Below are 26,042 nucleotides of genomic sequence, written 5' to 3'. Positions count from 1 at the left end.
ATGGCCGATGCAACGCCTGCAAATGCCAAGGATGGAGGCTGGACCGACGAGCGATCGGTAGCGGGCGATCGCAATCCATGGTCGATCGTCGCAGTTATCTCGATCGCGACCTTCATGACCGTGCTCGACACATCGATCGCCAATGTCGCGCTCGATCACATCGCGGGCAGTCTGGCGGTCAGTTACGACGAGGCGACCTGGATCACGACGAGCTTTCTGGTCGCGACCGCGATCGTCATCCCCATTTCGGGGTGGCTGGCCGATGTGATCGGACGCAAACGCTATTACATGATTTCGGTCGCGGTGTTCACATTCGCATCGCTGCTGTGCGGGTTGGCGCCCAACATTGCGTTTCTGGTCCTAGCCCGCGTGTTGCAGGGCGCGGCGGGCGGGGGGCTGGCTGCGGTCGAACAATCGATGCTGGTCGACACGTTTCCGCCGGCAAAACGCGGGATGGCATTTGCCGCGTATGGCCTGGTGGTGATCGTGGGGCCCGTGATCGGCCCGGTTCTGGGCGGCGTGATCACCGACAATTTTTCGTGGCACTGGTGCTTCCTGATCAATGTGCCGATCGGCTTGCTGTCGTTGTTCCTTGTGCAATCCTATGTCACCGAACCGCCGGCGATGATCGCGGCACAGAAAAAACTGCTGGAAAACGGCCTGAAGATCGACGTGATCGGGTTTGTATTGATCGCGCTGGCGCTCGGCGCGCTCGAGATCACGCTCGACCGCGGGCAGGAAGATGACTGGTTCGGCAGCACATTCATCACGACGTTCGCGATCATTTCGGCGGTGTCGTTCGCGCTGTTCATCCCGTGGGAGCTGACCCGCAACAAGCCGATCGTGCCGATCGGACTGTTTGCCAACCGCAATTTCGCGATCGGCAGCGTGTTCCTGATGGTTACCGGCGTGATCCTGTTCGGCACGACGCAATTCATTCCGCAGCTGTTGCAGCAGGTCATGGGCTATACCGCGACCAATGCCGGCCTGGCGCTGACCACGGGCGGGATCGCGACGGTGCTGGTCATGCCGCTGACCGGGGTGCTGGTCGGGCGGGTCGATCTGCGGTGGCTGATCGGCACCGGCTTTGCGATCCAGGCGTTTGCGCTGTGGCACATGAGCCATCTGAACACCAACATGGCGTTCAGCGATGCGGCGTTTGCGCGCATGATCCAGTCGGTGGGCCTGCCGCTGCTGTTCGTACCGATTACCAATATGGCTTATGTCGGGCTGAAACCCGGGCAGAGCAACCAGGCGTCGGCGATGATGAATGTCGCCCGCAATCTGGGCGGCACGATCGGCATATCGACCGTGCAGACGATGCTGGCGCAGCGTGAGCAATGGCACCGCGCGCGGCTGGCCGAAACGCTCAATCCGTTCAATCCCAATTACACGCACGGCGTCGGCTATATCACGCAGCGGCTTGTCGAACATGGCCAGCCACGCGCGCTTGCTATGCGCGAAGCCGTGGGCCTGCTGAGCGCCACGGTCACGCGGCAATCGGCGATGCTGTCGTATATCGATGTGTTTCGCGTGCTGATGTATGTCGTGCTCGCGGCCTTTCCGCTGATGCTGTTTCTGCGCGGACAGAACGACGGAGCCCACGAATGACCAACTTGCGCCCTTTTGTCACGCGGATGGCCGGCATGGCCGCCTTGCTGGCCAGCGTCGCCGGTTGCACCGTCGGGCCCAATTACGCCAAGCCGACGCTGGCTACGCCGCCCGCATATGCCGAAGCACAAGGCCCGGCCGCGCCTGCTGGCGATCTGGCGCAGTGGTGGACGCAGTTCAACGACCCGCTGCTTAACGACCTGATCCGCCGCGCACTTGCCGACAATCCCGATCTGAAGACGTCGGGGCTGCGTGTGAAACAGGCGCGCGAGCAGGAGATCGTCACCGGCGCGGCCGAATTGCCGACGCTGAGCGCCAGCGCCAATGCGATCAATCTGCGCACCAACGGCGCCTCGAACTCGATCATTCCGTCAAGCCTGAATACCTATAGTGCCGGGTTCGACGCTTCGTGGGAGCCCGATCTGTTTGGCGGCACGCGCCGGGCGATCGAGGGTGCGCGGGCCGACACCCAGGCTGACCTGTGGGAACACCGCGATGGCCAGGTCTCGTTGATCGCCGAAGTCGCGCGCGATTACCTGACCTTGCGCGCGTTGCAGGCACGCATCGCGATCGACCGGACCGAACTCGACAAACAGCGCGGGCAATTCACGCTGATCGCGGCGCGGCGCAAGGTGGGGTTCGTGACCAGCCTCGATGTCAACCAGCAGTCGCAGGCGGTGTCCAACGCGATCGCGCAAATCCCGGAGCTGGAGGCGCAGGCCAAGGCGCAGGCGCATGCGATTGCGATCCTGCTCGGCCTGGCGCCGGCCGCGCTCGATGGCACCCTGGTGGCAACATCGGCGCCGATCGTGGTGCCACCGCCATTGCCCGCCGGCCTGCCGTCCGAATTGCTCGACCGCCGGCCCGATGTGCGCGAGGCGGAGCGCAAACTGGCCTCGGCCACCGCGCAGATCGGGGTGCAGACTGCCAATCTCTATCCCAAAATCAACCTGATGGCGCTGGGCGCGTTTGCCGGACCGAGCGTCGGCGGGCTGTTTTCATCGAACAATCTGTCGGGCATCGGCATCGGCATGTTCAGTCTGCCGATCTTCAACGGCGGCAAGACCCGCGCCGAGATCCGCAATGCAGACTATGGTGCAAAGGCAGCCGACCTGGCCTATCAGTCGGCGTTCCTCAAAGCCTTGCGCGATGTCGAGGATGCGCTCGCCCTTATCCGCGCCGACCAGACGCGGCGGACCGCCCTGGCGCAGGCGGTCGACTCCTCGAAACAGTCCCTGGCAATCGCGCAGGACCAGTATGCGACCGGGTTTGTCACCTATATCAATGTGTTGCAGGCGGAAAATGCGGTGCAGTCGAACCAGGACATGCTGATCCAGGCCGAGGCCAAAAACCTGACCGACCTGGTGGCGCTGTACAAGGCGCTGGGTGGCGGGTGGTCGTAACGCCTGAGCGTCATGGCGGATCAGGTCCGCCATGACGCTCGATAGCGGGCGTCACCCCTCCTTTGGCACCCACACGCTGACACTGCCGCCGTTGACGCGCACCGTCACGCGGCCTTCGTCATCCGCCACGGCATCCTCGTCGCAATGGCCCAGGTAATCATGAAACGTCTTGCCCGCATGATCGGCGCCCAGTTCGATCGTCTTTGACGCTTCGGGCCCATTGGCCAGTATCACCACGCATCCGGGCGCCTCGGCAGTGCCATGACGCACGAACGCGATCGCGTGCGGATCATCGAAAATGTCGGTCTGCGGCCCATTGGCAAAGCGTTTGCGCGCTTCGATCAGTTTCGGCAGGCCCTCGATTATCGGCATGTCGATTTCGTAGTCTTCTCCGTCCGTGCCCTTGTCGGTGTATTTCGCGCCATAAAGGTCGGGGTAGAACACGCAAGGCATGCCCTGTTCGCGCAACAGGATCAGCGCATAGGCAAGCGGTGCAAACCAGGGCTCGACTGCCGCTTCCAGGGCCTGCAGCGGCTGGGTATCGTGGTTGGCAACCAGGGTTACGGCCTTGTCGGGCATTGCCGAGACCAGCGAACCGTCGAAGATCGTGCGCAGATCGAATTCGCCACCCGCTTTCGACGCGTGGGAAAACCGGATCTGCAGCGCAGCGTCGAACAGCATCAGCTGGTTGTCGACTTTATCGAGATAGGCCTGAAGCGCGCCCATGTCCGGAGCCCAGTATTCGGCGACGACAAACAATTCGCTGCTGACCGTTTCGCGCACATGCCCGACCCAGTCGCGGAAAAACCACGCCGGGATATGCTTCGTGGCATCGAGGCGGAACCCGTCGCACGGCACCTGCTCGGCAAACCAGCGGCCCCAGTATTTAAGCTCTTCATATACGGCGTTGTTGCGGAATTCGACATCCGACCCCATCAGATAATCGAAGTTGCCGTTTTCCTCGTCGACTTCCTGGTTCCATTCGCCGTCGCCATATTCGTTCAGGATCTTGAATACGCCGGTGGCATCGGGGTCTTCGACATAATCGATCCCGCTGAAACACATCTTGTCCCACACGAATTTCGAATATTTGCCGTTGCGCGCGGGGAACGTAAAGCGCGTGTACGCCGTCGCCTCGAACGGATCGCCCTCTTTCTCGTTGCGGTTATCATCGTTGACCCGCTGAACGGTCACGCGTTCCTTGTCATCGGCACCCATCTTGTGATCGAACACGACATCGTGGATCACGCGGACCTGGGCGTCGCGCAAGGATTTGGCCGCATGCTCCAACCCCTGGCGATCGCCGTATTTGGTCGCAACCGTTCCTTTCTGGTCGAATTCGCCCAGGTCGAACAAATCGTAGGCATCATATCCGACCGACGCCCCGCCGCTTGCGCCCTTGTAGCTTGGCGGCAGCCACACATCGGTGATGCCCATTTCACCCAACGATGCGGCTTTTTCCGCGACTTCGCCCCATAATTTGCCGCCGCCGGGCGTGTACCAGTGAAAGAATTGCAACAGCGTGCGGTTTGTCATGCGGCCCCCATTGTTCAGATTATGGACCAAAAACGCGTGGGGTCACGATTGGTTGCATACCGCCCTTTGGTGACAAGGTGTTGATGGTGCAGCGGTTGCCGTGGCGGCATGCGTTTTCGAAATAATTACCCATGCGGTGGACCAAAACCGGTCGCCCCGCGTTGCCGAAACATGATGTCCCGTAACTGGGCAATTATTGCAGGATCAATACCATGCTTATCAAGGCCGGTTTCGATATCGCGTTCGGCACCAACGCCCGCACACCCATGTCCGCTCTGCTGAGTGTACACCCCTCGCGCAATCGCGACTTGCAGACACGGCAGAGCCTGGTCATTTCGCCCAATGTGCCGAGCTACAACTACGTCGACGCATTCGGCAACACGGCGACACGGTTCGCGCTGCCGGCAGGCGGCGGTTCGCTGCACAGCGAATTCATCATCGCCGACAGCGGCCTGCCCGACACCCGCGCGCCCGATGTGCCGGTGCATGACGTGCACGAATTGCCGGCCGATGTGCTGCCCTTCCTGCTCGCCAGCCGCTATTGCGAAACCGACCAGCTGATGCAGACCGCCTGGTGGCTGTTTGGCGGGCTGACCGGGCGCGCGCTGATCGAAAGCATCGTCGACTGGGTCCACAACCACATCACGTTCGGGTACCAGTATGCGCGCAACACGCGCACGGCCGCGCAAGGGTATCAGGAAGGCGTTGGCGTCTGCCGCGACTTTGCGCATCTGGCAGTGACGATGTGCCGCTGCATGAATATTCCGGCGCGGTATTGTACCGGATATCTTGGCGATATCGGCGTGCCGGTGTGCGATGCGCCGATGGATTTCAGCGCCTGGTTCGAAGTCTTCGTCGATGGCGACTGGTATACGTACGATGCGCGGCACAACATGCCCCGCATCGGCCGGATCGTGATGGCGCGTGGCCGCGATGCGACCGATGTCGCGATCACGACCAATTTCGGCAACGCCTGGCTGACCAAGTTCGAAGTCACGACATACGAAGTGGTCGATGAGGCTCTGCGCAACGCCGCCTGATCAGGCAAGGTGCTCGATCAGCGCCATCGCGGCTTGCGGATTGCGTTCCTTGAACCCGCTGATGACGTAGAGATAAACGTCGCGCGGTGCGATTTCGGCCGGGGATGCGACAAGGTCCAGCCCCGGCGGACACTCGCCCCCGGCCCATTGCGCCGCGCGCTCGGCCCACTTGTTGAGCGCGGGCGAACCATAGCCGAGCGCATCGTCCTCGCTGGTGCCCATGATCCGCGCATAGACGAACGGCGCGGTAAGGTCGGCGATTTGCGGATGTTTGCTGTCCCCCGAAAAGACCACGGCCACGCCGTATTCGCGCGCCATCGCGACAAATTCGGCGTTGCGAAAGCTGTCATGCCGCACTTCGATCGCATGGCGCAGCGCACGCCCCTCGTGCGACGCGGGCAGCAGTTTGAGGAACGCCGCGAAGTCGGCGGGATCGAATGGCTTGGTCGGCGCAAATTGCCAGTTGATCGGGCCAAGCTTGTCCTTGAGCGCGGTAATTCCGCTGTTGACGAAACGCTCGATGCTCTCGCCTGCTTCGCCCAGCACACGGCGGTTGGTGGCATAGCGCGGTGCCTTGAGCGCAAACACGAAACCGTCCGGCGTCTCGTCGTGCCATTTCGCGAATGTCTCGGGCTTTTGCGAGCGGTAGAATGTGCCGTTGACCTCGATCGAGGTCAGCTTGCGACTGGCATATTCCAGCTCGCGTTTCTGCACCAGGTCTGCCGGAAAGAACGCGCCGCGCCACGGCTCGTATGTCCAGCCGCCAATGCCGATGCGGATTGTGCCGGCGGATGAAGATGTCGTTTTCATCGCACCTGAATGCCGCACGTGGCCAGGGTGCGTCAACTGATGCATCCAAACTCGCAATCATTTGAAAACATAAAGGTTTTCGTGCGCTCCAATTCTGGCCAACGCGTTGGCGTTCCCTTATGCTTGATCTCTATTCAGCACGGGGGTGACTTGAGTGGCATTTCGGCCCGGCACAATCTGTTTTGGCTTGCTGGTCATGGCATGGGCTGCGGCACCCGCTGTTGCGCGCGACACGGTGATCGCCAGCGGAGACCGCTATCAGGCGGGCAGCGTGCCCACGGAGGCATACCGGCTGGGCGGCGGTGACAAAGTGCACGTCATCGTGTTCAACGAACCGCAATTGAGCGGCGATTTCATCGTCGATTCCGCAGGCAATCTGTCGCTGCCGCTGATCGGGCCGACCACAGTGCAGGACAAGACCGTGGGCGAAGCGGCCGAAGCGGTCGAGGCGGCCTATCGCAGCCGAAATTTCCTGCGCGTGCCTCGCGTCTCGGCCGAAGTCACGGTGTACCGTCCGTTTTTCATCCTGGGCGAAGTGCGCACGCCGGGACAATTCGCCTATGTTGCGGGCCTGACCGCGATGAGCGCGATCGCCACGTCGCAGGGGCTGACCCCGCGCGCACGCAAGAAGATCATCTATATCCGCCGCTTTGGCCAGGTGCGCGAACAGGAATTTGCGCTGACGCCCGATCTGCGGATCTGGCCCGGCGACACGATCCGCGTTGCCGAGCGCCTGTTCTGATCGGGCGCGGCTGAACATGTATGGCACGGCTGATGGCACGCGTTGCGATGTTGGGATTGGGCTTTAGCCTGGCGCCGCAACCGTCCCTGGCGCAACTGGCGATACAGCCGTTGCAAGATTCCGTCGTCCTGCCCGACTACGATCGTGGCCGCAATGTCGGCGTGGCGGAAACGCCGCAGCCTGACTACGATCCGCTGGGCATCAGCGCCGGGGATTTTCGGGTCTTTCCGAGCCTGACCGCAACGACACAGGTCAATTCAAATGTTTTCTTCAACGATTTCGACAAGCACGCCGATATTGCCGCGTTGATCCAGCCGACCGTGTTCGTAACGTCGGACTGGTCGAATGCGCTGGTCCAGGTCTATGCGACCGATCAGATCCGCCGCGATGCCCGTTATGCCGTGCTCGATCGCAACACCTGGGCGACCTATGTCAGCGGTCGCCTCGATATGACCGATGCGCTCACTGTGACGACGCTGGTGCAGGCGGGCCGTTTTACCGAAAACCCCTATGCGAGCGTGGTCGGCGGCGTGTTTGCCGTGCTGAGCCAGTACGACCAGGTCACCGCCTCGGTGAAAGGCGCTTGGACCCGGGGGCATTTGCGGGTCACCGCCCAATACGAGCATGCGGTACAGGGTTATGCGCCGTTGCGGGCAGCGGCGGCGGGGGCAATCGACCAGGCATACCGCGACAATCGCAATGACCGGGAACTGGTGCAGGCAGAATACGCGCTTAGCCCCGGTCTTGCCGTCTACAGCCAGGTCAGCCTAGATGCGGTGAGATACCGCTATACCGGCGCTATGGGCCTGTCCGACCGCAATTCGACCGGCGCGGCCGTTGTCGGCGGCGTCAGTCTCGACTGGTCTGGCGTCGCGCGTGGCGCGCTCGGCATCGGCTATTCGCGCCGCGATTATACCAGCGGCGCGTTTCCCGATCCCGGCGGGTTGTCCGTGCAGGCAAAGATCGAGGTGTTTCCTTCGGCAATGACGACCGTGACCGGGTCGGCGTACCGGCTGCTGCGCGATGCCAACAGCGGGGTGTCGGTCGCGTATTACGACAGCCACGTCGAATGCGATGTCGATCACGCGTTGCGCCGGAACGTGATCGTGTCGGCGCGGCTGTATTACGGCAACCAGGCGTTTGTCGAAGATCCGCGGCGGCGTACGTTCTATCAGGCGAGCTTGGTCGGCAAGGTCAAATTCGACCGCCGCTTCAACGCCGATATCAACCTGGGCTACGGCAAATCGACCACCAACGGCGGCCTTGCCGGCGCGCCGTTCGGACAGTTTGTCGGTTCGGTCGCACTGCAGGTCGGGATCTGACCGGGCATGGCGGTTTCATCACTCCCCGATGTCTATGAGGCGCGTCTGGGCGACGTCGTCCGCGCGGTCCGCGATGTGTTGCGTCGGCGCTATCTGGTGCTCGTCACGATCGCGTTGATCGTCATGCTGATCGGGGTCAACCTGACGTATCTGATCGCGCCGCGCTATTATGGCACCGTGCTGGTCCAGATCGATCCCAGCCAGGATCCGCTGTCGAAAAGCCGCAACGGCCCGCAGGCCGACCTGGCCAGCGAGGCAATCGAAACACGGGTGACCGCGCTGCAATCGCTCGATCTGGCCCGCGCGGTGATCACGCGGCTGCAGCTGATGCGCGATCCGCAGGCCAAGGCCGAAGTCGCGCGCGCACTGGCGCACAACTCCGCGCTTTCTGCCGACCAGCAGATCGACGTCGTGGCGAATTGGCTCGAAAAGCACCTGACCATCGCGCGCGAGAAAATGACGTATGTGATCTCGATCCGCTATTCGTCGACAAGCCCCGAAATGGCGGCGCGGGTGGCCAACGAATTTGCCGCAGCCTACCTCGACGGCATGGTCAACAACACCACCGGCACCGCGTCGAAACAGTCGGTGTTTTTCCAGAGCCAGCTGAACCAGCTGGCCAGCGACGCGCAGGCGGCCGACGCAAAAGTGGCGGCAGTCGAAGCCAGGACCGGCCTGATCGCCAAGTCGGACACGGTGGGCTCGATCACCGATCAGCAGATCGGCCCGCTGTCTGTCACGATGGCCACGACCCAAAGCGTTGCGGCGCAGGCGCAGGCCAGGGCCGCCTCAGCACGCCGGTCGGTTGCGGGCGGAAAGCCCGATACGATTGCGGACGTGCGTGAATCCCGGACGGTCATCGATCTCAAGACCCAGCGGATGGTGCTGATGCAATCGCTGGCCGACATGCAGCAGCGCTATGGCGAGGCCTATCCCGATCTGATCAAGGTGCGCGAACAGATCGCGCAGATCGACCAGCAGCTGGCGATCGAGGGCAAGCGGGTGATTGCCTCGCTCGATTCCGAGGCCGGCGCGGCACAGGCGCAGGCAGCGAGCCTGCATGGCGCGATGGAGGGCTTGCGCAGCCGCAAGGCGGCCGAGATCGAGGCATCGGTCACCTTGCAAAGCCTGCAGCGCGATGCCGACAGCAAGCATGCGGCGTACGACCGCATGGCGGCGGCGACGATGGACACGCGCCAGGCCAGCCAGTCTTCATTTGCCCAGGCGCAGATCATCGAAGCTGCGCGCGTGCCCGACGCCCCGTATTTTCCGCGATGGTCGGCCATGATCGCGCTGTCGCTGATCGCGGGCACGGTGCTGGGCCTGGTGGTGATTGCGGCGCAGGAAGTGATGGTCAGCGGACTGACCAGTGTGCAGAATATCGAGGGTGATCTGGGCCAGAGGCTGATCGCGGCAATTCCGCTGGTAAAGAATACCGCGCGACCCGCCGACCTGCTCGTGTCGCGGCCGACATCGCAATATGCCGAAGCGCTGCGCAACGCCCGCGCGACGATCCTGGGGGTCAAGGGCGACAATCCGTACAAGATCATTGCGGTCACTTCGGCGCTGCCCAACGAGGGCAAGACCACGACGGCCTATGCAATGGCGCGCACGATGGCGATAAACGGCGCGCGCACGATCATTCTCGATACCGACGTGCGCAGCGCCCGGCTGAACCGCCTGATTGCTGCCGCGCCGCCTGCCGCCGGACTTGTCGAGGTGCTGTCGGGCGCGGCGACGCTGGACGGCGCGATCCGCTCGACCGATCAGGCGCGGCTCGATGTGCTGGGTGTCAGCAGGCCGCATTTCACGTCGGAAAACCTGTTCGGCAGCGACCGGTTTCACGGTGTCCTGGACGAACTGGCCCGGCGGTACGATACGATCATTCTCGACCTGCCGCCGCTGGTCGGGCTGGCCGACGGGCGCTTCCTCGCCGCGTTGGCCGACGCAGTGGTGCTGATCGTCAAATGGAAGGCAACGCCGCAGGCGGCGGTGCGCGCCGCGATCAGCGGGCTGCAATCGGATCATGCCAATCTGATCGGCGTGGTCTATTCCATGGTCGAGCCGATGGCCCATGCCTATGGTTCGTCCGCGTACAATTCGGCAGCCTATGCCAAATATTACGAAGGGCGCGCCTGAACCGGGCGGACGATGGCCGGATTGCCGACGACCAGCGATCCTGCGGGCACATCGCATAGGACGACAGCGCCCGCGCCGACCACGACATGATCGCCCAGCGTCACGCCCCCGATCACCACGGCATTGGCGCCGAATACGACATGCGCGCCGATGACCGGTACCGCCGCCGCGCTGCCGTCGCGCGACCCGATCGTCACCCCGTGGCGCAATGTGCAGGAATCGCCGATCACGCAGTCCGGATGCACCACCAGCCCGACGCCGTGCCACACGCACAGCCCTTTGCCGATGCGCGCCTCGACCGGCAGGTACACGCCCATCGCGTAATCGACGACCCCACGGTACGTGGCGTGCACGATCGCTGCGGCGATCCTTGTTGCGACGTTGCGCGCGCGGTTGGCATGGAGGAATGCGGTAAACCGGTAGGCGGAAACGATCAGGCGACCCTTGGAATTGTGCGCATTGGCCAGGCGGTCCGCGCGCCGCGCCTCGCGATAGCCGGCCAGGGTCACAACCCCAGCCCGCTGTGCAAGGCCAGGCCATAGCGGGTTGCCATCGTCAGCAATGCGCCGGCCATGCGCTCGCGCTGGCGGTGGAACACACGCTCGTCGCTCAACATCGCCGGCGCGCTGGCCAGTGCATGCAGTGCTGCCGCTGCCTCGGCGATGCGCCGCTGCGACGGCCCGGTGGCAAATCGCTGTTCCAGCGTATCCAGGCGCGCTGCGATCTCGCGGACGGCGCGACTGGCGATCTTGCGATAAAGCAGTCTGGTGCCAAGGCCAGCCGCGCGATTGCTGTGCTGGAACTGGCGCGACAGCGCGGCGATCCCGCGCGCCGGATGGGGCAGGTCATCACCGCTGCGCGGCAATGCGCGGTGTTTCACCGCATCGTACAGAGTGCTTGGCCGCAGCGTGTGGGGGCGGTAGCGCAAGTCCATCGACAGGCACCAGTCATTCCATTTGAAGCTGTTGGACATGGGATCGAATGTGGCCGCAATCCATGGTGTGCGCAGCACATCGGCCAGGATCGCGCCGTGCATCGCGTTGGCGATGACCAGTTCCGCCGAGCGGATTTTCGCGATGATCGCGTGCGAATCCGATCGCGGATCGACGAATTCGATACCGGCCATCGCGCAGGCCTGCGGCCACGCCGCCCCGTCCACCGCCATGTAGTGCGGGATGAACAGTATCCCGCTGCGCCGCGGCGCCGGCGCGGAACCGGGCAAAAGCGACAGCAGCATCGCGCCATCGGTAATCGCCTTGTCGCGATCCAGGTTCAGGCAATGCGCCGACAGCGGCCCACGCACCGCGGCCACATCCCAATTTTGCGCGCGATCAACGGGCAGGGGGCCATAACCGACGCCGCTGCTCATGATCACCAGGGGCCTGTCGGTCGGCAGAGTGTGATTGAGAATGGTGCCGATCCCGCACAGCCGGACATTTTCGGCCCGCGTGGCACGATCGGCCAGCAGCGCATCCCAGAGCCACGCGTTCAGCGCATCGCCGATATTGTTTTCGTGGCCGAAAAAATAATGCAGGTTCATCGCGCAGGGGTATCCCGCGCCGGCGCCTGCGTATCCAGCGGCACGGATCGCGGCGGCGCGACAAAGCGCATCCGCGCGATCACCGCCAGCGGCCAGGGGTTGGTTGCCGCATAGACCGCATCGCCGTTGTCCTGCCGGCTTTCGAAATAGATCGATCCGCCCATCGTGGCACTGTTGGAATCGATCACATACCCGCCATAGCGTTGCAGCGCATGGGCAATGACCAGATCCGCCGGGCGCGCGAGACCCAGCGCCACGAGCGCGGTATCGGACAGCGCGGGATCGAGCTGAATGCGCGCGCCCATCGGGATGGATGCGGGCATGATCGTATCGGTACCGTCGCTGACGGTTGCCGGATATTGCACCGCGCCCCATGGCGATCCTGGCGCACGGATCAGATCCTTGGTCCAGGCCAGTGCCAGCGCATGCCGGATTTCGCCGTGGCGCATTTCGGCCTCGCGGATCAGGCCTCCGCAATAGCTGGCACCGGCCGCGCGGCCCGGGCTCGGCAGTTGCGGGCCGATCCGGGACCAGCCCACTCCTGTCATCGGCGTTATTCCGCCGGTGGTGATGGCGATGCCATCGGCGCTGGGCCGGGGCTGCCAGAAACTGAGCAGTCGGTTGCGCGGCGTGTCCACCACGCATGTCATGCCGTCGGTGTTGTGACGGGCGAGGCGATAGGTGGCCGCCGCGATCAGATCGGGCGTGATCGGCGCATCGGGGATATGCCAACGGATGCCTCCACCGCTGTAGAAAGGTAGCGCCATCGTGCGAGTGCCGGCACCGGGATACAGCACATAGACCCCCGCGCTGCCCCAGTTCATGTTGACCGAATGGCCGCGCGCCAGATAGCGGTGCAGGGCGGCGGCGGAATACGGGGCAAGGGGCGCCGCGCCGATCGGCATGTTCCAGGGCGACTGCGCAGAAAACCACATGGCCGGTGCCGGATCGGCCGCGTGCGGCGCGAGCGACCCGCCGGCGACGATCGCCAGCGCGGTCACGCGCACAAATGGCCCGCCAGACCCTGCAAACACGCTGGCTACCCAGATCCTGGCCTTGCGCAGCGGGAAATGGCGCCAGCGGATCACGCGCAGCGCCTTGCGGATGTCGGCGCCCGGGGTGTGCGGGCGGTTGAGCGCGGCATGATAGAGCTCGATATGATCGATATGCCGGTCCAGCCCGGGCGGCATCGCCCGGCCGGGATGCTGCGCGCGGAATTCTCGCGCCGATACGCGAAAATGCCAGCCGAGCGGCGGGCACCGGTGCATCGCGCGGTTCGTCGCGCTCATCCGATAGGTGGCCTTTGGCACAGGATCGAACGCGATTGTGTGGTGCAATGCGATCCGGCCCCACAGATCTAGATCCTCGCCATGGCTGACCCCGCGCGCAAACCCGCCGAGCTGTGCCAGCGCATCGCGGCGCACGCAGACCGTCGAGGTAAAAAACGGCTGCTGCCCTTTGGTCGCGGCAATAAAATACGCAGGCATCATACCGCGCGTCAGGCCGTGGTGCAGCCGGGTCGCGGCAATCGCGCCGCCACGCTCGCGACGATAGCTCGTGGCATAGGCGGCGCATTGCGGAAAATCGCCGATCAGCCGCGCGATCGTGGCCAGATAATCAGCATCCCACAGATCATCGCCATCGAGGAAGGCGACATGGGCATGAGCCGCCCTCTGCCAGCCGGCGTTGCGCGCTGCCGCTGCGCCCTGGTTGTCCTGCCGCATCAGCCGGATGCGCGGATCGGCAAAGCCTGCGACCACGTCGCCGCCACGATCGGTCGATCCATCGTCGATCACGATCAGTTCGAAATCGGCATGCGTCTGGCGCAGTACGCTGGCGATCGTGTCGGCGATATCGGCGCGTTTGTTATAGAGTGCGATCACCACCGATATTGGTGGCCCGCCGGTTGCGGGCGCGTTTTTTGCGGTTGGCGCAGGGCGTGTCAGGATCGTCCCCAGCGCGCTGAAGACCGTCGCGCGCGCCAGCGTGATCGTTACGACGCAATAGCCCAACGCGCCCGCAGCCGCGGCTGCGCCAAGCCTGATCAGCGGCGATGGCCCGGTCAGGTGCTGCACCGCATAGGCCGCAAGCCCGGCGACGGCCCCGCTGGCAAACGCCGGCGCAATCGCGAAGAGGTAGCGCCCGAAGGTCACACCGCTCGATCGCGCGACGACCGCAATCGAGGCCGGATAGACCAGATATGTCGCCAGCGTATACCCGGTGGCGACTGCGATCGTGCCGTGCGGCGCCATCACGATCAGCACCGGTATGGCGACGGCGGCATTGGCGAGCGCAAGACGAGTCTGCAAATGCGGCCGCCCGGTCGCAACCGCCACAGCCTGGTTGTATATCCCCAGCGATTGCAGCGCGCCCGCGGGCATCAGGATCATCATGACCGGCGCCGCCTCGATCCATCTCGCGCCGAAACACAGCCGAACCAGCGGATCGGCCAGGCCGACCGCGGCAAAAAACAGCGGCACCGTAATCAGCGACGTGCTGGCGATCAGTGCCAGGAATTGGCGGTCCAGTTCGCGCGGGGTATCCTGCAGCCGCGAAAAAATCGACAGCGACACCTGGTACAGCGGCGTCGAGATCAGGCCATTGGCCGCAAACAGCGCCCGCCGGGCAACCGCATAGATCCCCGCCGCGCGCACGCCCAGAACCGCGCCGACAATCGCCAGATCGGCATTGCCCACGACGAAATTCAGCGTGCCGGTGGCAAACAGATGGCGAGCAAACCGCAGGACCGCGCGATAGTCGGCGGCGGTAACGCGCAAAACCGGCCGCCACGGGCTGAAGTAGCGCAACAGCGCGGTGCCCGTCGCGGCCTGGATCAGCGCCTGCAACACGATGGCATAGGCACCGCATTTCAGCACCGCCAGCGCGATGCCGCAGCACCCGGCCACCCCGACGCTGATCAACGTGCGCATGGCCAGCGCGCGCATGGCCAGCGCGCGCGTCAGCCGTGCCTGATGCGCAGCGCCAAGCGCGAGACACAGATTGGCCAGCGCGGGAACGACGAACAGGCCGGCGACCGACAACGTGCCCCCCGCCGCGACAAAGGCGGCACCGGCGACAATGACGAGCGCGAGCTGCATCGCGCCCAGCGCCAGCACCAGCCGGCTGGCGGCGGTGGTTATCGCCTCGCAGGCTTCGGCGGGGGCGCTGACGATCGTACCGTTGATACTGGCCGCCACGATGCTCTGGAATGCCTGCACGATCACCAGCGCCAGGCTGGCGCGGCCGATGTCTTCGGGGGCAAGGATCCGCGCGGCGATGAAAAATACCGCGATCTGCGCGAGTTGCGCCCCGCCGTTTTCAAGCGATGACCACGCGAAGCTCGACGCCATCTTGCGGCCCGACAGCGCTTCAGTCGCCATGGCCGGCCCCGGCAAGCAGCGAGCGATAGGCCGCGATCAGCGCAGTCTTGTGCGCAGGCAGCGACAGGCGCTCGTGCGCGATGGCATGCGACCTGGCGCCCATTTGCGCGCACAGGTCCGGATCACGCGCGAGCGTGGCCATCGCGGCAGTCAGTGCGTCAACGTCGCCCGGCTCGATCAGCAGGCCGTTGTGGCCGTGTTCGACCAGTTCGGGAATGGCACCGACGCGCGTTGCGATGATCGGCATGCCGGCGGCCATCGCTTCGATGATCGCCATCGGCGCACCTTCGGCATAGGAAGGGAGGACAAGCACATGCGATGTGCGAATGATCCTGTCCCGCGCCGCGCTGTCGATCCAGCCGAGATACGTCACGCGTTGCGCAAGGTCGTAGGCCTTGATGACCGCGCAAAGCCTGGTGCTATCGCCATTTCCGCCGATAGCCAGCGTGAACGAGGCATCTTGCGCGGCCAGGCCATGCGCCGCCTGCACGAGATCGATCACGCCTTTGCGCGCGCCGATCAGGCCAAGGAACAGAAAGGCGCGCGGAGCCGCCAGGTCGCGCGGTGGCGGTTCGGCAGGAACCGGCACGGCATTGGGCAGGGCGATGATCCGCGCGATCGTAAACCGCGCGACCAGATCGGCACGCCATTGGTCGGACAACGCGATCACCAGATCGAACCGGGCGATGAAACGCCTGGCCAGCCACCGGCCGAATGCCGGCTGCCGCGCATATTCGGCAAGGAATGCTGCGCCGTGCATATGCAACACGCTTGGGCAGCGTGCAAAGGCAAACAAAGGCCAGGCGACCAGCATCTTGCGATACAGACTGGGAAAATCGCCGATGTGAACATGCAGCACGTCGAACCGGCGCGAGGATAGCGACAGCACGAGCGCGCGGGCAAATGCACGCAGCACATGCCACAATTTCTGCATTGGCGTGCCGTCGCGGTGGGGTTCGATATGGCATATGCTCACCGGCCAGTCCGTGGCCGCGACATAGCTCATTACCACCGACGTCACACCGCCCCGGGTGCGGCGCAATGGCGAGATGTGGCAAACGGCGATCGGTTTCGCGATAGGACCCCCCATGCTGTCGAGAGCCCAGACGTATCGGCCGGTGGAGGCGGTGCAAATGGTCTATCGCGCCCGATTTGGAGCGAAGCGCGGTCGGCGCCTTGGCAGGGATGGGATGGCTGCCTATCCAGGTGCGACCGGGGCGGTGCAGGGCGGGCGGATGGAGCAGTTTTCGGGGGTCATTTTTGCTACGCTCCCGCTGTTCTGCCTTAGCCTGCTGATTTTTGTCCGGCGTCCGCTGCACGCGACGATATGGTTCCTGATCTATCGCTCGATCGTATCCGTCGCGGCCTATCTCCATATCCCGGGCATCGGCAGCATCCCGTTTTTCGTTCCGGCATTCCTGTCGCTGTGGGCCGTGATCGGGCTGTACCATGCGTTTGTCTCGGCACGATTGCCGCGTGTGCTGCCGGTGTTCAGCCTGATTGCTGTCGCTGCCACGATGATCGTCAGCACGGTGGCATTTGCGGCGTTCAATCCCGGCCAGGCCGGCGGTTTTGTAACGACCACGCTGAAATTCATCCTGCCGGTCGGTGTATATCTGGGTGCGTATGCGGGGCTGCGCACCGATGACGATTTCCGGCAATTGCCCAGGCTGCTCGCGGCCTTCCTGATCGTCCCGGTGTCGGTCGGCATTGCGCAATCGCTGGCCGGGTGGTCCTACGATTATGCGGTCGATGCGATGGTGCACGCGATGCGCCCGGTCGGCACCATCATCGACCCCAATGCCTATGGCATTTTCCTGTGCATGGGCGCGTTCCTGGTCACGCCTTTTGCCATTCCCCCGGGCGAAAAAGGCATGCGGGCGCTGCTTGCGGCAATCGTGCTGGCGATCGTGCTGTCGCGCAATCGCGGCTCGTGGATTTGCGCTGTGTCCGCCACCGCGATCGGGATTGCGCTGTACCGTCGGTACTTCAACCTGGCCAAGGTCCTGTCGTTTGCCGCAGTCCTCGCGCTGCTCGCGGCGCCGGTCGTCCTGGCGCGGTTTGCGGATCTGGGCGGCGTGGACCGGTTCGGCCAGTCACAGGACACGTTTTCCGAACGGATTGCACAGTCCCGCCATCTGCTGGAGGCGGCGAGCCAGGCCCCGCTGACCGGCTATGGCGCAGGGTCGGCGGAACAGCCCTGGGGCACCAGCACGATTTCTCGTCCGCCGCATGATGATTACGTGCGGATGATCTATGAATTCGGTGTGCCGGCATGCCTGTTGTACGTGCTGTTCCTGTGTGACCAGGTCTATTTCGCCACGCGCATCCGGGCCCCGGAAAACTGGACGTTCGGATTTTCGGCAACATGCTTCATGATCTACGTAATGTTGATTTCGCTGGTGCAGAACCTGATCTACGATTCGATCATGTATTCGACGATCATGCTGATGATGGCGATCACGCACCGCAAAAAAGCGCTGGGTATGGCGACGGTCTGACGCTCTAGCCGGTGCGTTTTCCCAATTTGCGCATCAGCCGGTTGCGTCCGACCAGGAAGACGAATTTCGGTGCCAGGATCAGGTAACGCCGCCACAACCGGCGCGGCTCGTGCAGCAGGCGGTGCAACCATTCGAGCCCGCTGCGCTGCATCCAGATCGGCGCGCGCCGGACATCGCCGGCGTAGAAATCGAACGCGGCGCCGATGCCGATCAGCGTCGCACCGGGAATGCGGCCAACATGATCGCGCATCCAGAATTCCTGCTTGGGCGTGGACAGGCCCACCCACACGATATCGGGTCGCGCGCTGGCGATCTGGTCGGTGACCATTTCGTCCTCGATCACGGTAAGCGGGCGAAAGGGCGGCGTGCTGGTGCCCACGATCTGCAAGGCGGGAAACAGCGCGGTCAATTCGGCTGCCATGCGCTCGCCAACGCCCGGTTTTCCGCCATACAGGTAATGGCGCACACCGTTGTCCTGCGATGCGCGGCATAGCGCCGCGACCAGATCGGCACCGCATACGCGTTCGGTCTGCTTGTACCCGCGCGCTTTCAGGATCCATACCAGCGGCATGCCATCGGGCGTGATCAGTCCGGCCTGGGCATGAATGTCGGTCAGCGCGGGGTCGTCGCGACCCAGCATGATGCCATGCACATCGCGCACGCAGATATATTGGCTGATTCGCTGCTCGGCCCACGACATGATCGTGTCGACTGCCACCGGAATGCTGATCGCATTGACCGGAACGCCCAGGATGCGTGTTGCGGGCAGGCCGGAACAGGTTTGCGTGCGATAGGCATCGACGCGCCCCGGCGGTGAGAAAAACAGGCCGGGCTCGGGCGTATCGGGCGGGTAGAACTGGCTGGCTGGAGGAGCCAGCATCTGCCCTTCCACCATAGTCACAGCGCCAAGCCGGAAATTGGTTCGCAGTGATGCGCCGCCATGCATGAAAAAAATACGGTGAATTTGGATATCGGCAATAATAACGGGCACAGGTATGCTGCACCGTATTTGCGGTTTGTCATGTGGAGGTCCCCACGTGCCTATCCAACGCGAAGACGGCACAGTATTGCCGCCATCACTTGGCTGATGTTCGATTTTCGACTAGGATCTCAACCATAGTCATTGCTTGGCGTTACGCCACGGTAATCAATTCCATTTTGACGGTTGTGGTCTGGCGCCGTGGAATCTGCCGAATTCGCGCGCAATTGTGCGGATTGCGTGCACACAAAATTGCGCCGCCGCTCCGTTTCCGGCGCGGCGGCGCTGCAATTACCGTACCGGCAAACAGGGGCGGGGGCCCCGGTTTGGTTAACCGTTGGTGGCGAAGCCGGGGTACAAAGTCATGCCGCCATCGATGAAGATCGTCGTTCCGACGATGTAGTCGGCATGGTCCGACACCAGCCACGCGGCGGTCTGCGCGATGTCTTCGGGTTCGCCGATGCGGCCGTAAGGCACCAGCGTCATCAGCCGGTCATAGGCCTCGGGCGTGTTCCACGCCTCGGTGTTGATCGGCGTGCGGATCGCGCCGGGCGCGATCGCGTTGATGCGGATGCGCTGCGGCGCAAGCTCTTGCGCCATGCTTTCCATCATCATGTGAATGCCGCCCTTGGACGTCGCATAGTTGACATGTCCGCCCCAGGGAATGACCTGGTGAACGCTGCTCATATTGATTATCTTGCCCGCTGCGCGGCTAACCTCGGGCACGACGCCGCGCCGCACGAATTCCCTGACCGCTTCGCGCGAGCACAGGAATTGTCCGGTCAGGTTGACATTCAGCACCGTCTGCCACTCGGCCATCGTCATCGACGTAAACGCGGAATCGCGTTGCAGCCCGGCGTTGGCGATCAGGATATCGACCGTGCCGAAATCGGCGATGGCTGCGGCAAACATCGCCTGGACCTGGCCTTCGTCGGATACGTCGGCCTTGTAGGCCTTGGCTTTCACCCCGGTCGCCGCAATCTGTGCGACGACCGCCGCCGCGCTGTCATCGCCGGAAACATAATTGACCGCGACATGCGCGCCGGCCTGGCCAAGCGCCAGGGCAACCGCTGCGCCGATGCCCGAATTGGCCCCGGTCACCAGCGCGACTTGCCCGGTCAACAGCTTGGGCAGGGGCGGCAACGGCACCGGATCGCGATTCGCGGTCGGTGTGGGCGCGATCACTGGGGATTGTGGCATGGCGATTGATCCTTTGCATTCTGGTCGATGAGCAGGGCGACAAGGCCGGTCCAGCCGGTCTGGTGGGAGGCACCGAGGCCGCGCCCGGTGTCTCCATGAAAATATTCGTTGAACTGAACAAGATCGGCAAAGGCGGGATCGTGCGCTGCCAGCGGATCGTCGGCGGTATAAGGCCGCGCGCCGTTGGCGTCTTTCAGGAACAGGCTCTGCAGGCGCCCGGACAGAGTATCGGCGATGCCGCGCAAGGTCATTGCCGTGCCCCCGTCAGTGGGCACCGGCATGCTGAACTGATCACCGTAGAAATCGTCGAGCTCGCGCAGGACTTCGATCAGCAGGTAATTGACCGGCATCCACACCGGCCCGCGCCAGTTCGAATTGCCGCCATAGATCCGTGTTTCGCCTTCGCCGGGCTCGTATTTCAGCGAAAACTGTTCGCCGGCGTATTCGAACAGATAGGGGTTGGCCAGATGCGTCTTCGACACCGAGCGGATGCCATGGGGCGACAGGAACTCGCCCTCGTCGAGCATCCGCGTCAGCACGGCATTCAGGCGATGCTTGCGCACCAGCGACAGCAGGCGATGGCCATTGGGCCCGGGCGTGTCCCAGTCGGACACCAGCGCGGCATAATCGGGGCGATGTGTCAGGAACCAGCGCGCGCGCGCGGCAAAGCTGGGCAGATTGCGATCGAAATCGAGCGGCAGCACTGCGCTGGCCAGGATCGGCAACAGCCCCGCGATCGAGCGGATGCGCAGTTTTTCGGGCGCCACATCGGGGATCAGCAGCATGTTGTAATAGAACTGGTCCTGCTCGTCCCACAGCCCCAGCGCGCTGCCGTCGACCTGGCCGTGGATCGCATCGGCGATATAGATGAAATGTTCGAAGAATTTGCTGGCCATGTCTTCATAGCCGGGATCCACCGAGGTCAGCTCGATCGCGATCCGCATCAGCCCGAGCGCAAACATCGCCGCCCACGCGGTGCCGTCGGTCTGTTCCAGCGTCCCGCCGCCGGGCAGCGGCTGGCGCATGTCGAACACGCCGATGTTGTCGAGCCCGAGAAACCCGCCCTCGAACAGGTTGTTGCCTTCGGCATCCTCGCGATTGACCCACCAGGTGAAATTCAGCAGCAGTTTCTGGAAAACCCGGCGCAGGAAGTCATAATCGGCAATGCCGGTCGCCTTGCGGTCCATCGTAAAGATGCGCAACGCGGCCCAGGCATGGACCGGCGGGTTCACATCGCTGAAATTCCACTCATAGGCCGGCATCTGGCCATTGGGGTGCATCATGCGCGGCTGGGTCAGCAACAGCATCTGCGCCTTGGCGAACTGCGCATCGATCAGCGCAAAGGTTACCGCCTGAAATGCCAGGTCCCATGCGGCGAACCACGGATATTCCCACGCGTCGGGCATCGACATGATATCCCCGCCCAAGGTCGGATCGACATTGCCGGTGGCCAGATGCTGCCATCCACCATTGCGCAGCTTGCCGCGCCCCGCCGGTGGTGCCGGCTGACCGGGATCGCCGGTCAGCCACCGCCATACATCATAGCCGTAGAACTGCTTGCTCCACAGCATGCCCGCCAGCGCCTGGCGCTGGACCAGTCGCATGTCGGCATCGGCAATACCGCGCTGGACCACGGCATAAAACGCGTCGGCCTCGGCCTGGCGCTGCGCGATGATCGTGTCGAAATCCGCAAACGGCGTCGCGACAGGCTCGGCGCGCAGCCGCACGCGGACCAGCCGCGTTTCGCCCGGCGCCAGCGTCATCGTCACATGCGCGGCGGCCTTTGTGCCCATCTGCGCGGGGTTTACGGCATCGGCATGGCCGCTCACCACCGCATCGTTGATACCGTCTTTCCACCAGCCTGGCTTGGGCGTGCCAAAAATGCGCCCGGGGTTGGTTTCGTTTTCGCAAAACAGCAGCGGCGCGTCGGTCGCATCGCAATACCAGTGGTACTGGCCCAGGATCGGGTGGCCCAGCGACAGGCCGCCGGCCGGATCGGCCTGCAGGATCGGGCGCGGCGCGCCGTCTTCCCAGCTCCAGGTGTTGCGGCACCACACATGCGGCAGCACGTGGATGGCGGCGGCATCGGGCCCGCGATTGGTCACGCTGATCTGCATCAGCACGTCGGTCGGCGCTGCCTTGGCATAGTCGACCGTAACGTCGAAATAGCGACCGCCGTTGAACACGCCGGTATCGCCGACCTCGTATTCGCGTTCATCGAGGCCGCGGGCGGCATTGATCGTTTTCAGCGCATCATAGGGAAATGCGGCATGCGGATACTTGTACAGCATCCGCATTGAGGCGTGGCTGGGTACGCCGTCGGTATACCAGTACAATTCCTTGACGTCTTCGCCGTGGTTGCCCTCGGCATTGGTCAGCCCGTACAGCCGCTCTTTCAGGATCGGATCGTTGCCGTTCCACAGCGCCAGCGCCATGCAGATCAGCTGGCGATCGTCTGAAAATCCGGCCAGCCCGTCCTCGCTCCAGCGATAGGCGCGGCTGCGCGCGTGATCGTGCGACACATAGTCCCAGGCATTGCCGTCGGCGCTGTAATCCTCGCGCACGGTGCCCCATTGCCGCTCGCTCAGGTATGGGCCCCAGCAGCGCCAGGCGCGGTCGCCATGCATGGCCGCGACTCTTTGATGTTCGCTGTCGGTCATGCTGGGTCCTTTAGATGGTGGCCGTTACCTCGCAACGACGCGCGGGTTTGTAAACGACTTTCGGTCGCGAACATTTCGATCGGTGCCCAGGAACTTTCGGGACAATGCCGTGCCCGTAGAACGCTCCACGCTCTTTGTTTGACCGCCCTTGCGAGGATGTGGTCCGGCCGCGCCGAACTGGTATGGCAGCGGCGTGTGCCGACGCGCGTTGATTCGGCTTGGATCGAGCGGAGCAAACCATGGCCGACCATTATGATGTGATCGTGATCGGCAGCGGTCCGGGCGGCGCATCGCTTGCGCAGCGATTGGCGCCCACCGGCAAACGCATCCTGATTTTGGAACGCGGCGAATATCTGCCGCGCGAAACCGACAATTGGGACGCCAGGGCGGTGTTCGTCGACAACAAGTACCAAGCCGATGAGACCTGGACCGATATCGACGGCAAACCGTTCAGCCCGGCGCTGCATTACTGCGTTGGCGGCAATTCCAAGGTGTATGGCGCGGCGCTGTTGCGGCTGCGCGAGCGCGATTTCGGCGAGATCACGCATGCCGGCGGCGTGTCGCCGGCATGGCCGCTGGGCTATGCATCGTTCGAAAAATACTACGATGAGGCCGAAGCGCTGTTCCACGTCCACGGCCGGCGCGGGGAAGACCCGACCGAGCCGCCAAGTACGGTCGCATATCCTTACGCGCCGGTCATGCACGAGGCGAAAGTCGCCGAATTGTCGGACAAGCTGACCGATATCGGGCTGAAACCGTTCCACCTGCCGCTGGGCATCCTGCTCGACCAGAAGGCCGATGGCACCGCGACACCGACCAGCACGTGTATTCGTTGCGCGTATTTCGACGGATTTCCGTGCCTGCTCAACGGCAAGGCCGATGCGCAAGTGCTGTGTATCGATCCCACGCTGGCCGCCTATCCCAACGTCACGTTACTGACCGGGGCTTATGCTTCGCACCTGGAAACCGATGCCAATGGCCGTCGCGTAACAGGCGTACACGTAACGCGCGGCGGGGTGGAGGAGGTCTATTCGGCCGATACCGTGGTCGTGGCATGCGGCGCGCTGTCGTCGGCGCTGCTGCTGCTGCGCTCGGCCAATGCGCAGCATCCGGCGGGCCTCGCCAACGGGTCAGATCAGGTCGGGCGCAATTACATGCGTCACGAAATGAGCGTGGTCATGGCGATCATGACGCATGAAAACCCCACGGTGTTTCAAAAGACGCTGGCATTCAGCGATTACTATTTCGGGTCCGATGACTGGGAGTTCCCGCTGGGCCTCGTCCAGATGTGCGCGACGACGCACCTCGACCAGATCAAGGCCGAAGTGCTGCCCAAATGGCTGGAATGGCTGCCCGATCTGCCGTTCGACCAGATCGCCAAGCATTCGATGGATTTCTGGCTGCAATCGGAAGATCTGCCGCGCGCGGACAACCGGGTGTATTACCGCGACGGTAAAGTGCATCTCGATCTGGTGGAAACCAACCCAGAGGCGCTGGTCCGGCTCAAGCGCAAGCTGGGCGATGTGCTCGACACAATCGGCTGGCCGGCCAAGCTGATCACGCGCCCGGCAACGCTGGGTCAGGACATCGGCCTGACCGGCACCGCGCATCAGGCGGGCACCTGCCGGTTCGGCACCGATCCTGCGACATCGGTGCTCAACCTCGATTGCCGCGCGCACGAGGTCGACAATCTGTATGTGACCGATGCCAGCTTCTTTCCGTCGATCGGCGCGGTCAATCCCACGCTGACGATCATTGCCAACGCGCTGCGCGTGGCCGACATCATCAAGGCCGGGCTGTGACCGCGATGGTTGCCGCGCTGATCGTACGGTGCGGGCTGGTGCTGCTGTTCCTGCCGTTCAGCGCGCTCGACAAGATCCTCAATTTTTCGGGCGCGGTGGCGCAGGCGCAGGAAGTGTTCAAACCGCGCCTGCTGGGTGCCGGCGTGCTGCTGTGCGGGCTGGGGATAGAGATATTCTGTTCGCTGGGCATCATCACCGGCACCGCCGACCGCGCGGCGGGATTTGTGATGGCCGGGTACTGCGCGATGACCGCGGTGCTGTACAAGCAGTTCTGGGCGCAGGGCGATTTCTGGGCGTCCGCGAGCGGCAAAGGGCGCGGCCTGTTCTGGGATTTCCTGAAGAACCTGTCGCTGGGCGCTGGGTTTCTGCTGATCGTGGTCGGCACCGACGGACATGGCCTGGCGCCGTTTCTGCACGCGCCGCTGGCCTCCAGCCATCCGTATCGCACAGTGCCGTGATGCGCAGCATCGCCGGCTTTCGGCTGGTGTCGCACGACAGCGAACGCTTGGCAGCGTTTTACCGGGCGATCGGGTTTACCGTCGGCGCTACGGCGCCGATCGCCGCGGACGAGATGGCGCTGCTCGGGCTGGCAGGGGCGGGCACGCGGCTGGCGATGACGCTCGGGCCCAGCGTGGTCGAACTCGATTGCTACGGCCAGCCGGGCCAGCCGTATCCCGCCGGGACGACCGGCGCGGACACCGTGTTCCAGCATCTGGCGCTGGTCACCACCGATATCGCGGCGGCATGGGCGCGCGCGGTCGCAGCGGGCGCAACGCCGATCAGCCGCGATGGCCCGGTTACGCTGCCCGCCACATCGGGCGGCGTAACAGCGGTCAAATTCCGCGATCCGGAGGGGCATCCGCTGGAATTTCTGGAGTTTCCTGCCGGATCGAACGCGGACTGGTCGGGCGCCGGGATACTGGGCGTGGACCATAGCGCGATTGCGGTTGCCGATGTCGCGCGCAGCATTGCGTTTTACACCGAACAAGGTCTGAAGCTGGGCACGCGCGGCGTGAACCAGGGGCCGACCCAGGTCGCGCTCGATGGCATCGACGACGTGGTCGTCGGCATCGTGCCGCTGGTGCCCGAGCGCACGCCGGCGCATCTGGAACTGCTGGGCTATCACGGCGCGCGCAAATGCGCCCCGCCGATACCCAACGCCATCGCGGCGACGCGGATCGTATGGCACGCCGATCGCAACGCATTGCTGCGCGATCCCGACGGCCACATCCACGCGCTCAGATCGATCTCCTAAATCCTCCCCGGAACGGGGAGGGGGACCGCGCGCAGCGTGGTGGAGGGGCGGCGCGGCCGGGCGAAACATCACGGACGCGAGCACCGCTCGCAACCCAACGTGTCATCGCAACGCCCCCCAAT

19 protein-coding genes are annotated in these 26,042 nt (G+C 63.8%); 10 read left to right on the top strand and 9 right to left on the bottom strand.

Translation table 11 applies throughout. From position 1 onward, the window contains the following. A complete protein-coding gene (locus tag ACOOE2_RS11515; protein WP_420383143.1) occupies positions 1–1,611 on the top strand; it encodes a DHA2 family efflux MFS transporter permease subunit in 1,611 nt (536 codons plus the stop codon). Next, positions 1,608–3,014 (top strand): efflux transporter outer membrane subunit, encoded by a 1,407-nt coding sequence (locus ACOOE2_RS11510; RefSeq protein WP_420383142.1) that lies wholly within the window; start codon positions 1,608–1,610, stop codon positions 3,012–3,014. Before ACOOE2_RS11515 ends, ACOOE2_RS11510 begins: the two co-directional genes overlap by 4 nt. Before the next feature lie 51 nt (positions 3,015–3,065). Here ACOOE2_RS11510 and amyA read toward each other — a convergent pair whose 3' ends face one another. Further along, the gene (gene amyA, locus ACOOE2_RS11505) at positions 3,066–4,550 is read right to left on the bottom strand and encodes an alpha-amylase (RefSeq protein WP_420383141.1); all 1,485 of its coding nucleotides are present in this window, start codon (positions 4,548–4,550) and stop codon (positions 3,066–3,068) included. A gap of 212 nt (positions 4,551–4,762) precedes the next feature. On the opposite strand from amyA, the gene ACOOE2_RS11500 reads away from it, so the two are divergent. Continuing rightward, positions 4,763–5,590 carry a transglutaminase-like domain-containing protein gene (locus ACOOE2_RS11500; RefSeq protein WP_420383140.1) on the top strand — a complete coding sequence of 276 codons (828 nt, stop codon included), beginning with the start codon at positions 4,763–4,765 and terminating at the stop codon, positions 5,588–5,590. On the opposite strand, the gene ACOOE2_RS11495 is transcribed toward ACOOE2_RS11500, so the two are convergent. Then, complete coding sequence (locus tag ACOOE2_RS11495; RefSeq protein ID WP_420383139.1) at positions 5,591–6,400, bottom strand: DUF72 domain-containing protein; 810 nt, start codon at positions 6,398–6,400, stop codon at positions 5,591–5,593. A gap of 154 nt (positions 6,401–6,554) precedes the next feature. On the opposite strand from ACOOE2_RS11495, the gene ACOOE2_RS11490 reads away from it, so the two are divergent. Genes ACOOE2_RS11490 through ACOOE2_RS11480 form a run of 3 tightly spaced genes read left to right on the top strand, consistent with a single transcriptional unit; the run spans position 6,555 to position 10,603 of the window. Next, positions 6,555–7,142 carry a polysaccharide biosynthesis/export family protein gene (locus ACOOE2_RS11490; RefSeq protein WP_420383138.1) on the top strand — a complete coding sequence of 196 codons (588 nt, stop codon included), beginning with the start codon at positions 6,555–6,557 and terminating at the stop codon, positions 7,140–7,142. A gap of 32 nt (positions 7,143–7,174) precedes the next feature. Next, entirely contained in the window at positions 7,175–8,464 is a 1,290-nt protein-coding gene (locus ACOOE2_RS11485; RefSeq protein WP_420383137.1) for an outer membrane beta-barrel protein, read from the top strand. 6 nt (positions 8,465–8,470) lie between these two features. Continuing rightward, positions 8,471–10,603 (top strand): GumC family protein, encoded by a 2,133-nt coding sequence (locus ACOOE2_RS11480; RefSeq protein WP_420383136.1) that lies wholly within the window; start codon positions 8,471–8,473, stop codon positions 10,601–10,603. Here ACOOE2_RS11480 and ACOOE2_RS11475 read toward each other — a convergent pair. The 4 genes from ACOOE2_RS11475 to ACOOE2_RS11460 are packed head-to-tail and all read right to left on the bottom strand — an operon-like array spanning position 10,585 to position 16,499. Continuing rightward, entirely contained in the window at positions 10,585–11,112 is a 528-nt protein-coding gene (locus ACOOE2_RS11475; RefSeq protein ID WP_420383135.1) for a DapH/DapD/GlmU-related protein, read from the bottom strand. The two genes, ACOOE2_RS11480 and ACOOE2_RS11475, sit on opposite strands and share 19 nt — an antisense overlap. Further along, positions 11,109–12,143 carry a polysaccharide pyruvyl transferase family protein gene (locus tag ACOOE2_RS11470; protein ID WP_420383134.1) on the bottom strand — a complete coding sequence of 345 codons (1,035 nt, stop codon included), beginning with the start codon at positions 12,141–12,143 and terminating at the stop codon, positions 11,109–11,111. The genes ACOOE2_RS11475 and ACOOE2_RS11470 overlap by 4 nt, the downstream gene beginning before the upstream one ends. After that, positions 12,140–15,523 carry an oligosaccharide flippase family protein gene (locus ACOOE2_RS11465; protein ID WP_420383133.1) on the bottom strand — a complete coding sequence of 1,128 codons (3,384 nt, stop codon included), beginning with the start codon at positions 15,521–15,523 and terminating at the stop codon, positions 12,140–12,142. The genes ACOOE2_RS11470 and ACOOE2_RS11465 overlap by 4 nt, the downstream gene beginning before the upstream one ends. After that, positions 15,513–16,499, bottom strand: a complete 987-nt coding sequence (locus ACOOE2_RS11460; RefSeq protein ID WP_420383132.1) for a glycosyltransferase family 4 protein — start codon at positions 16,497–16,499, stop codon at positions 15,513–15,515. The genes ACOOE2_RS11465 and ACOOE2_RS11460 overlap by 11 nt, the downstream gene beginning before the upstream one ends. A 214-nt stretch (positions 16,500–16,713) precedes the next feature. Here ACOOE2_RS11460 and ACOOE2_RS11455 point away from each other — a divergent pair, with 214 nt between their 5' ends. Beyond that, positions 16,714–18,024: an O-antigen ligase family protein gene (locus ACOOE2_RS11455; protein ID WP_420383131.1), complete on the top strand. Its 1,311-nt coding sequence runs from the start codon at positions 16,714–16,716 to the stop codon at positions 18,022–18,024. Between the two features lie 4 nt (positions 18,025–18,028). Here ACOOE2_RS11455 and ACOOE2_RS11450 read toward each other — a convergent pair whose 3' ends face one another. The 3 genes from ACOOE2_RS11450 to ACOOE2_RS11440 all read right to left on the bottom strand — a co-directional run bounded on the left by ACOOE2_RS11450 (position 18,029) and on the right by ACOOE2_RS11440 (position 22,863). After that, a complete protein-coding gene (locus tag ACOOE2_RS11450; RefSeq protein ID WP_420383130.1) occupies positions 18,029–18,904 on the bottom strand; it encodes a WecB/TagA/CpsF family glycosyltransferase in 876 nt (291 codons plus the stop codon). Between the two features lie 429 nt (positions 18,905–19,333). After that, entirely contained in the window at positions 19,334–20,203 is an 870-nt protein-coding gene (locus ACOOE2_RS11445) for an SDR family oxidoreductase (protein ID WP_420383129.1), read from the bottom strand. Further along, positions 20,185–22,863: an MGH1-like glycoside hydrolase domain-containing protein gene (locus ACOOE2_RS11440; RefSeq protein ID WP_420383128.1), complete on the bottom strand. Its 2,679-nt coding sequence runs from the start codon at positions 22,861–22,863 to the stop codon at positions 20,185–20,187. Before ACOOE2_RS11440 ends, ACOOE2_RS11445 begins: the two co-directional genes overlap by 19 nt. Before the next feature lie 239 nt (positions 22,864–23,102). Between ACOOE2_RS11440 and ACOOE2_RS11435 the strand changes: the two genes are divergently transcribed. The 3 genes from ACOOE2_RS11435 to ACOOE2_RS11425 are packed head-to-tail and all read left to right on the top strand — an operon-like array spanning position 23,103 to position 25,920. Then, positions 23,103–24,665, top strand: a complete 1,563-nt coding sequence (locus ACOOE2_RS11435; protein ID WP_420383127.1) for an FAD-dependent oxidoreductase — start codon at positions 23,103–23,105, stop codon at positions 24,663–24,665. Further along, positions 24,662–25,123: a DoxX family membrane protein gene (locus ACOOE2_RS11430; RefSeq protein WP_420383126.1), complete on the top strand. Its 462-nt coding sequence runs from the start codon at positions 24,662–24,664 to the stop codon at positions 25,121–25,123. The genes ACOOE2_RS11435 and ACOOE2_RS11430 overlap by 4 nt, the downstream gene beginning before the upstream one ends. Beyond that, positions 25,123–25,920 carry a VOC family protein gene (locus ACOOE2_RS11425; protein ID WP_420383125.1) on the top strand — a complete coding sequence of 266 codons (798 nt, stop codon included), beginning with the start codon at positions 25,123–25,125 and terminating at the stop codon, positions 25,918–25,920. Before ACOOE2_RS11430 ends, ACOOE2_RS11425 begins: the two co-directional genes overlap by 1 nt. Positions 25,921–26,042 lie beyond the last annotated feature (122 nt).

The organism is Novosphingobium sp. (genome assembly GCF_965214355.1).
In the GTDB taxonomy this organism is placed as follows: domain Bacteria; phylum Pseudomonadota; class Alphaproteobacteria; order Sphingomonadales; family Sphingomonadaceae; genus Novosphingobium.
Note: the sequence above shows the minus strand (reverse complement) of the source record. Positions and strands in the feature narration are given on the sequence as shown.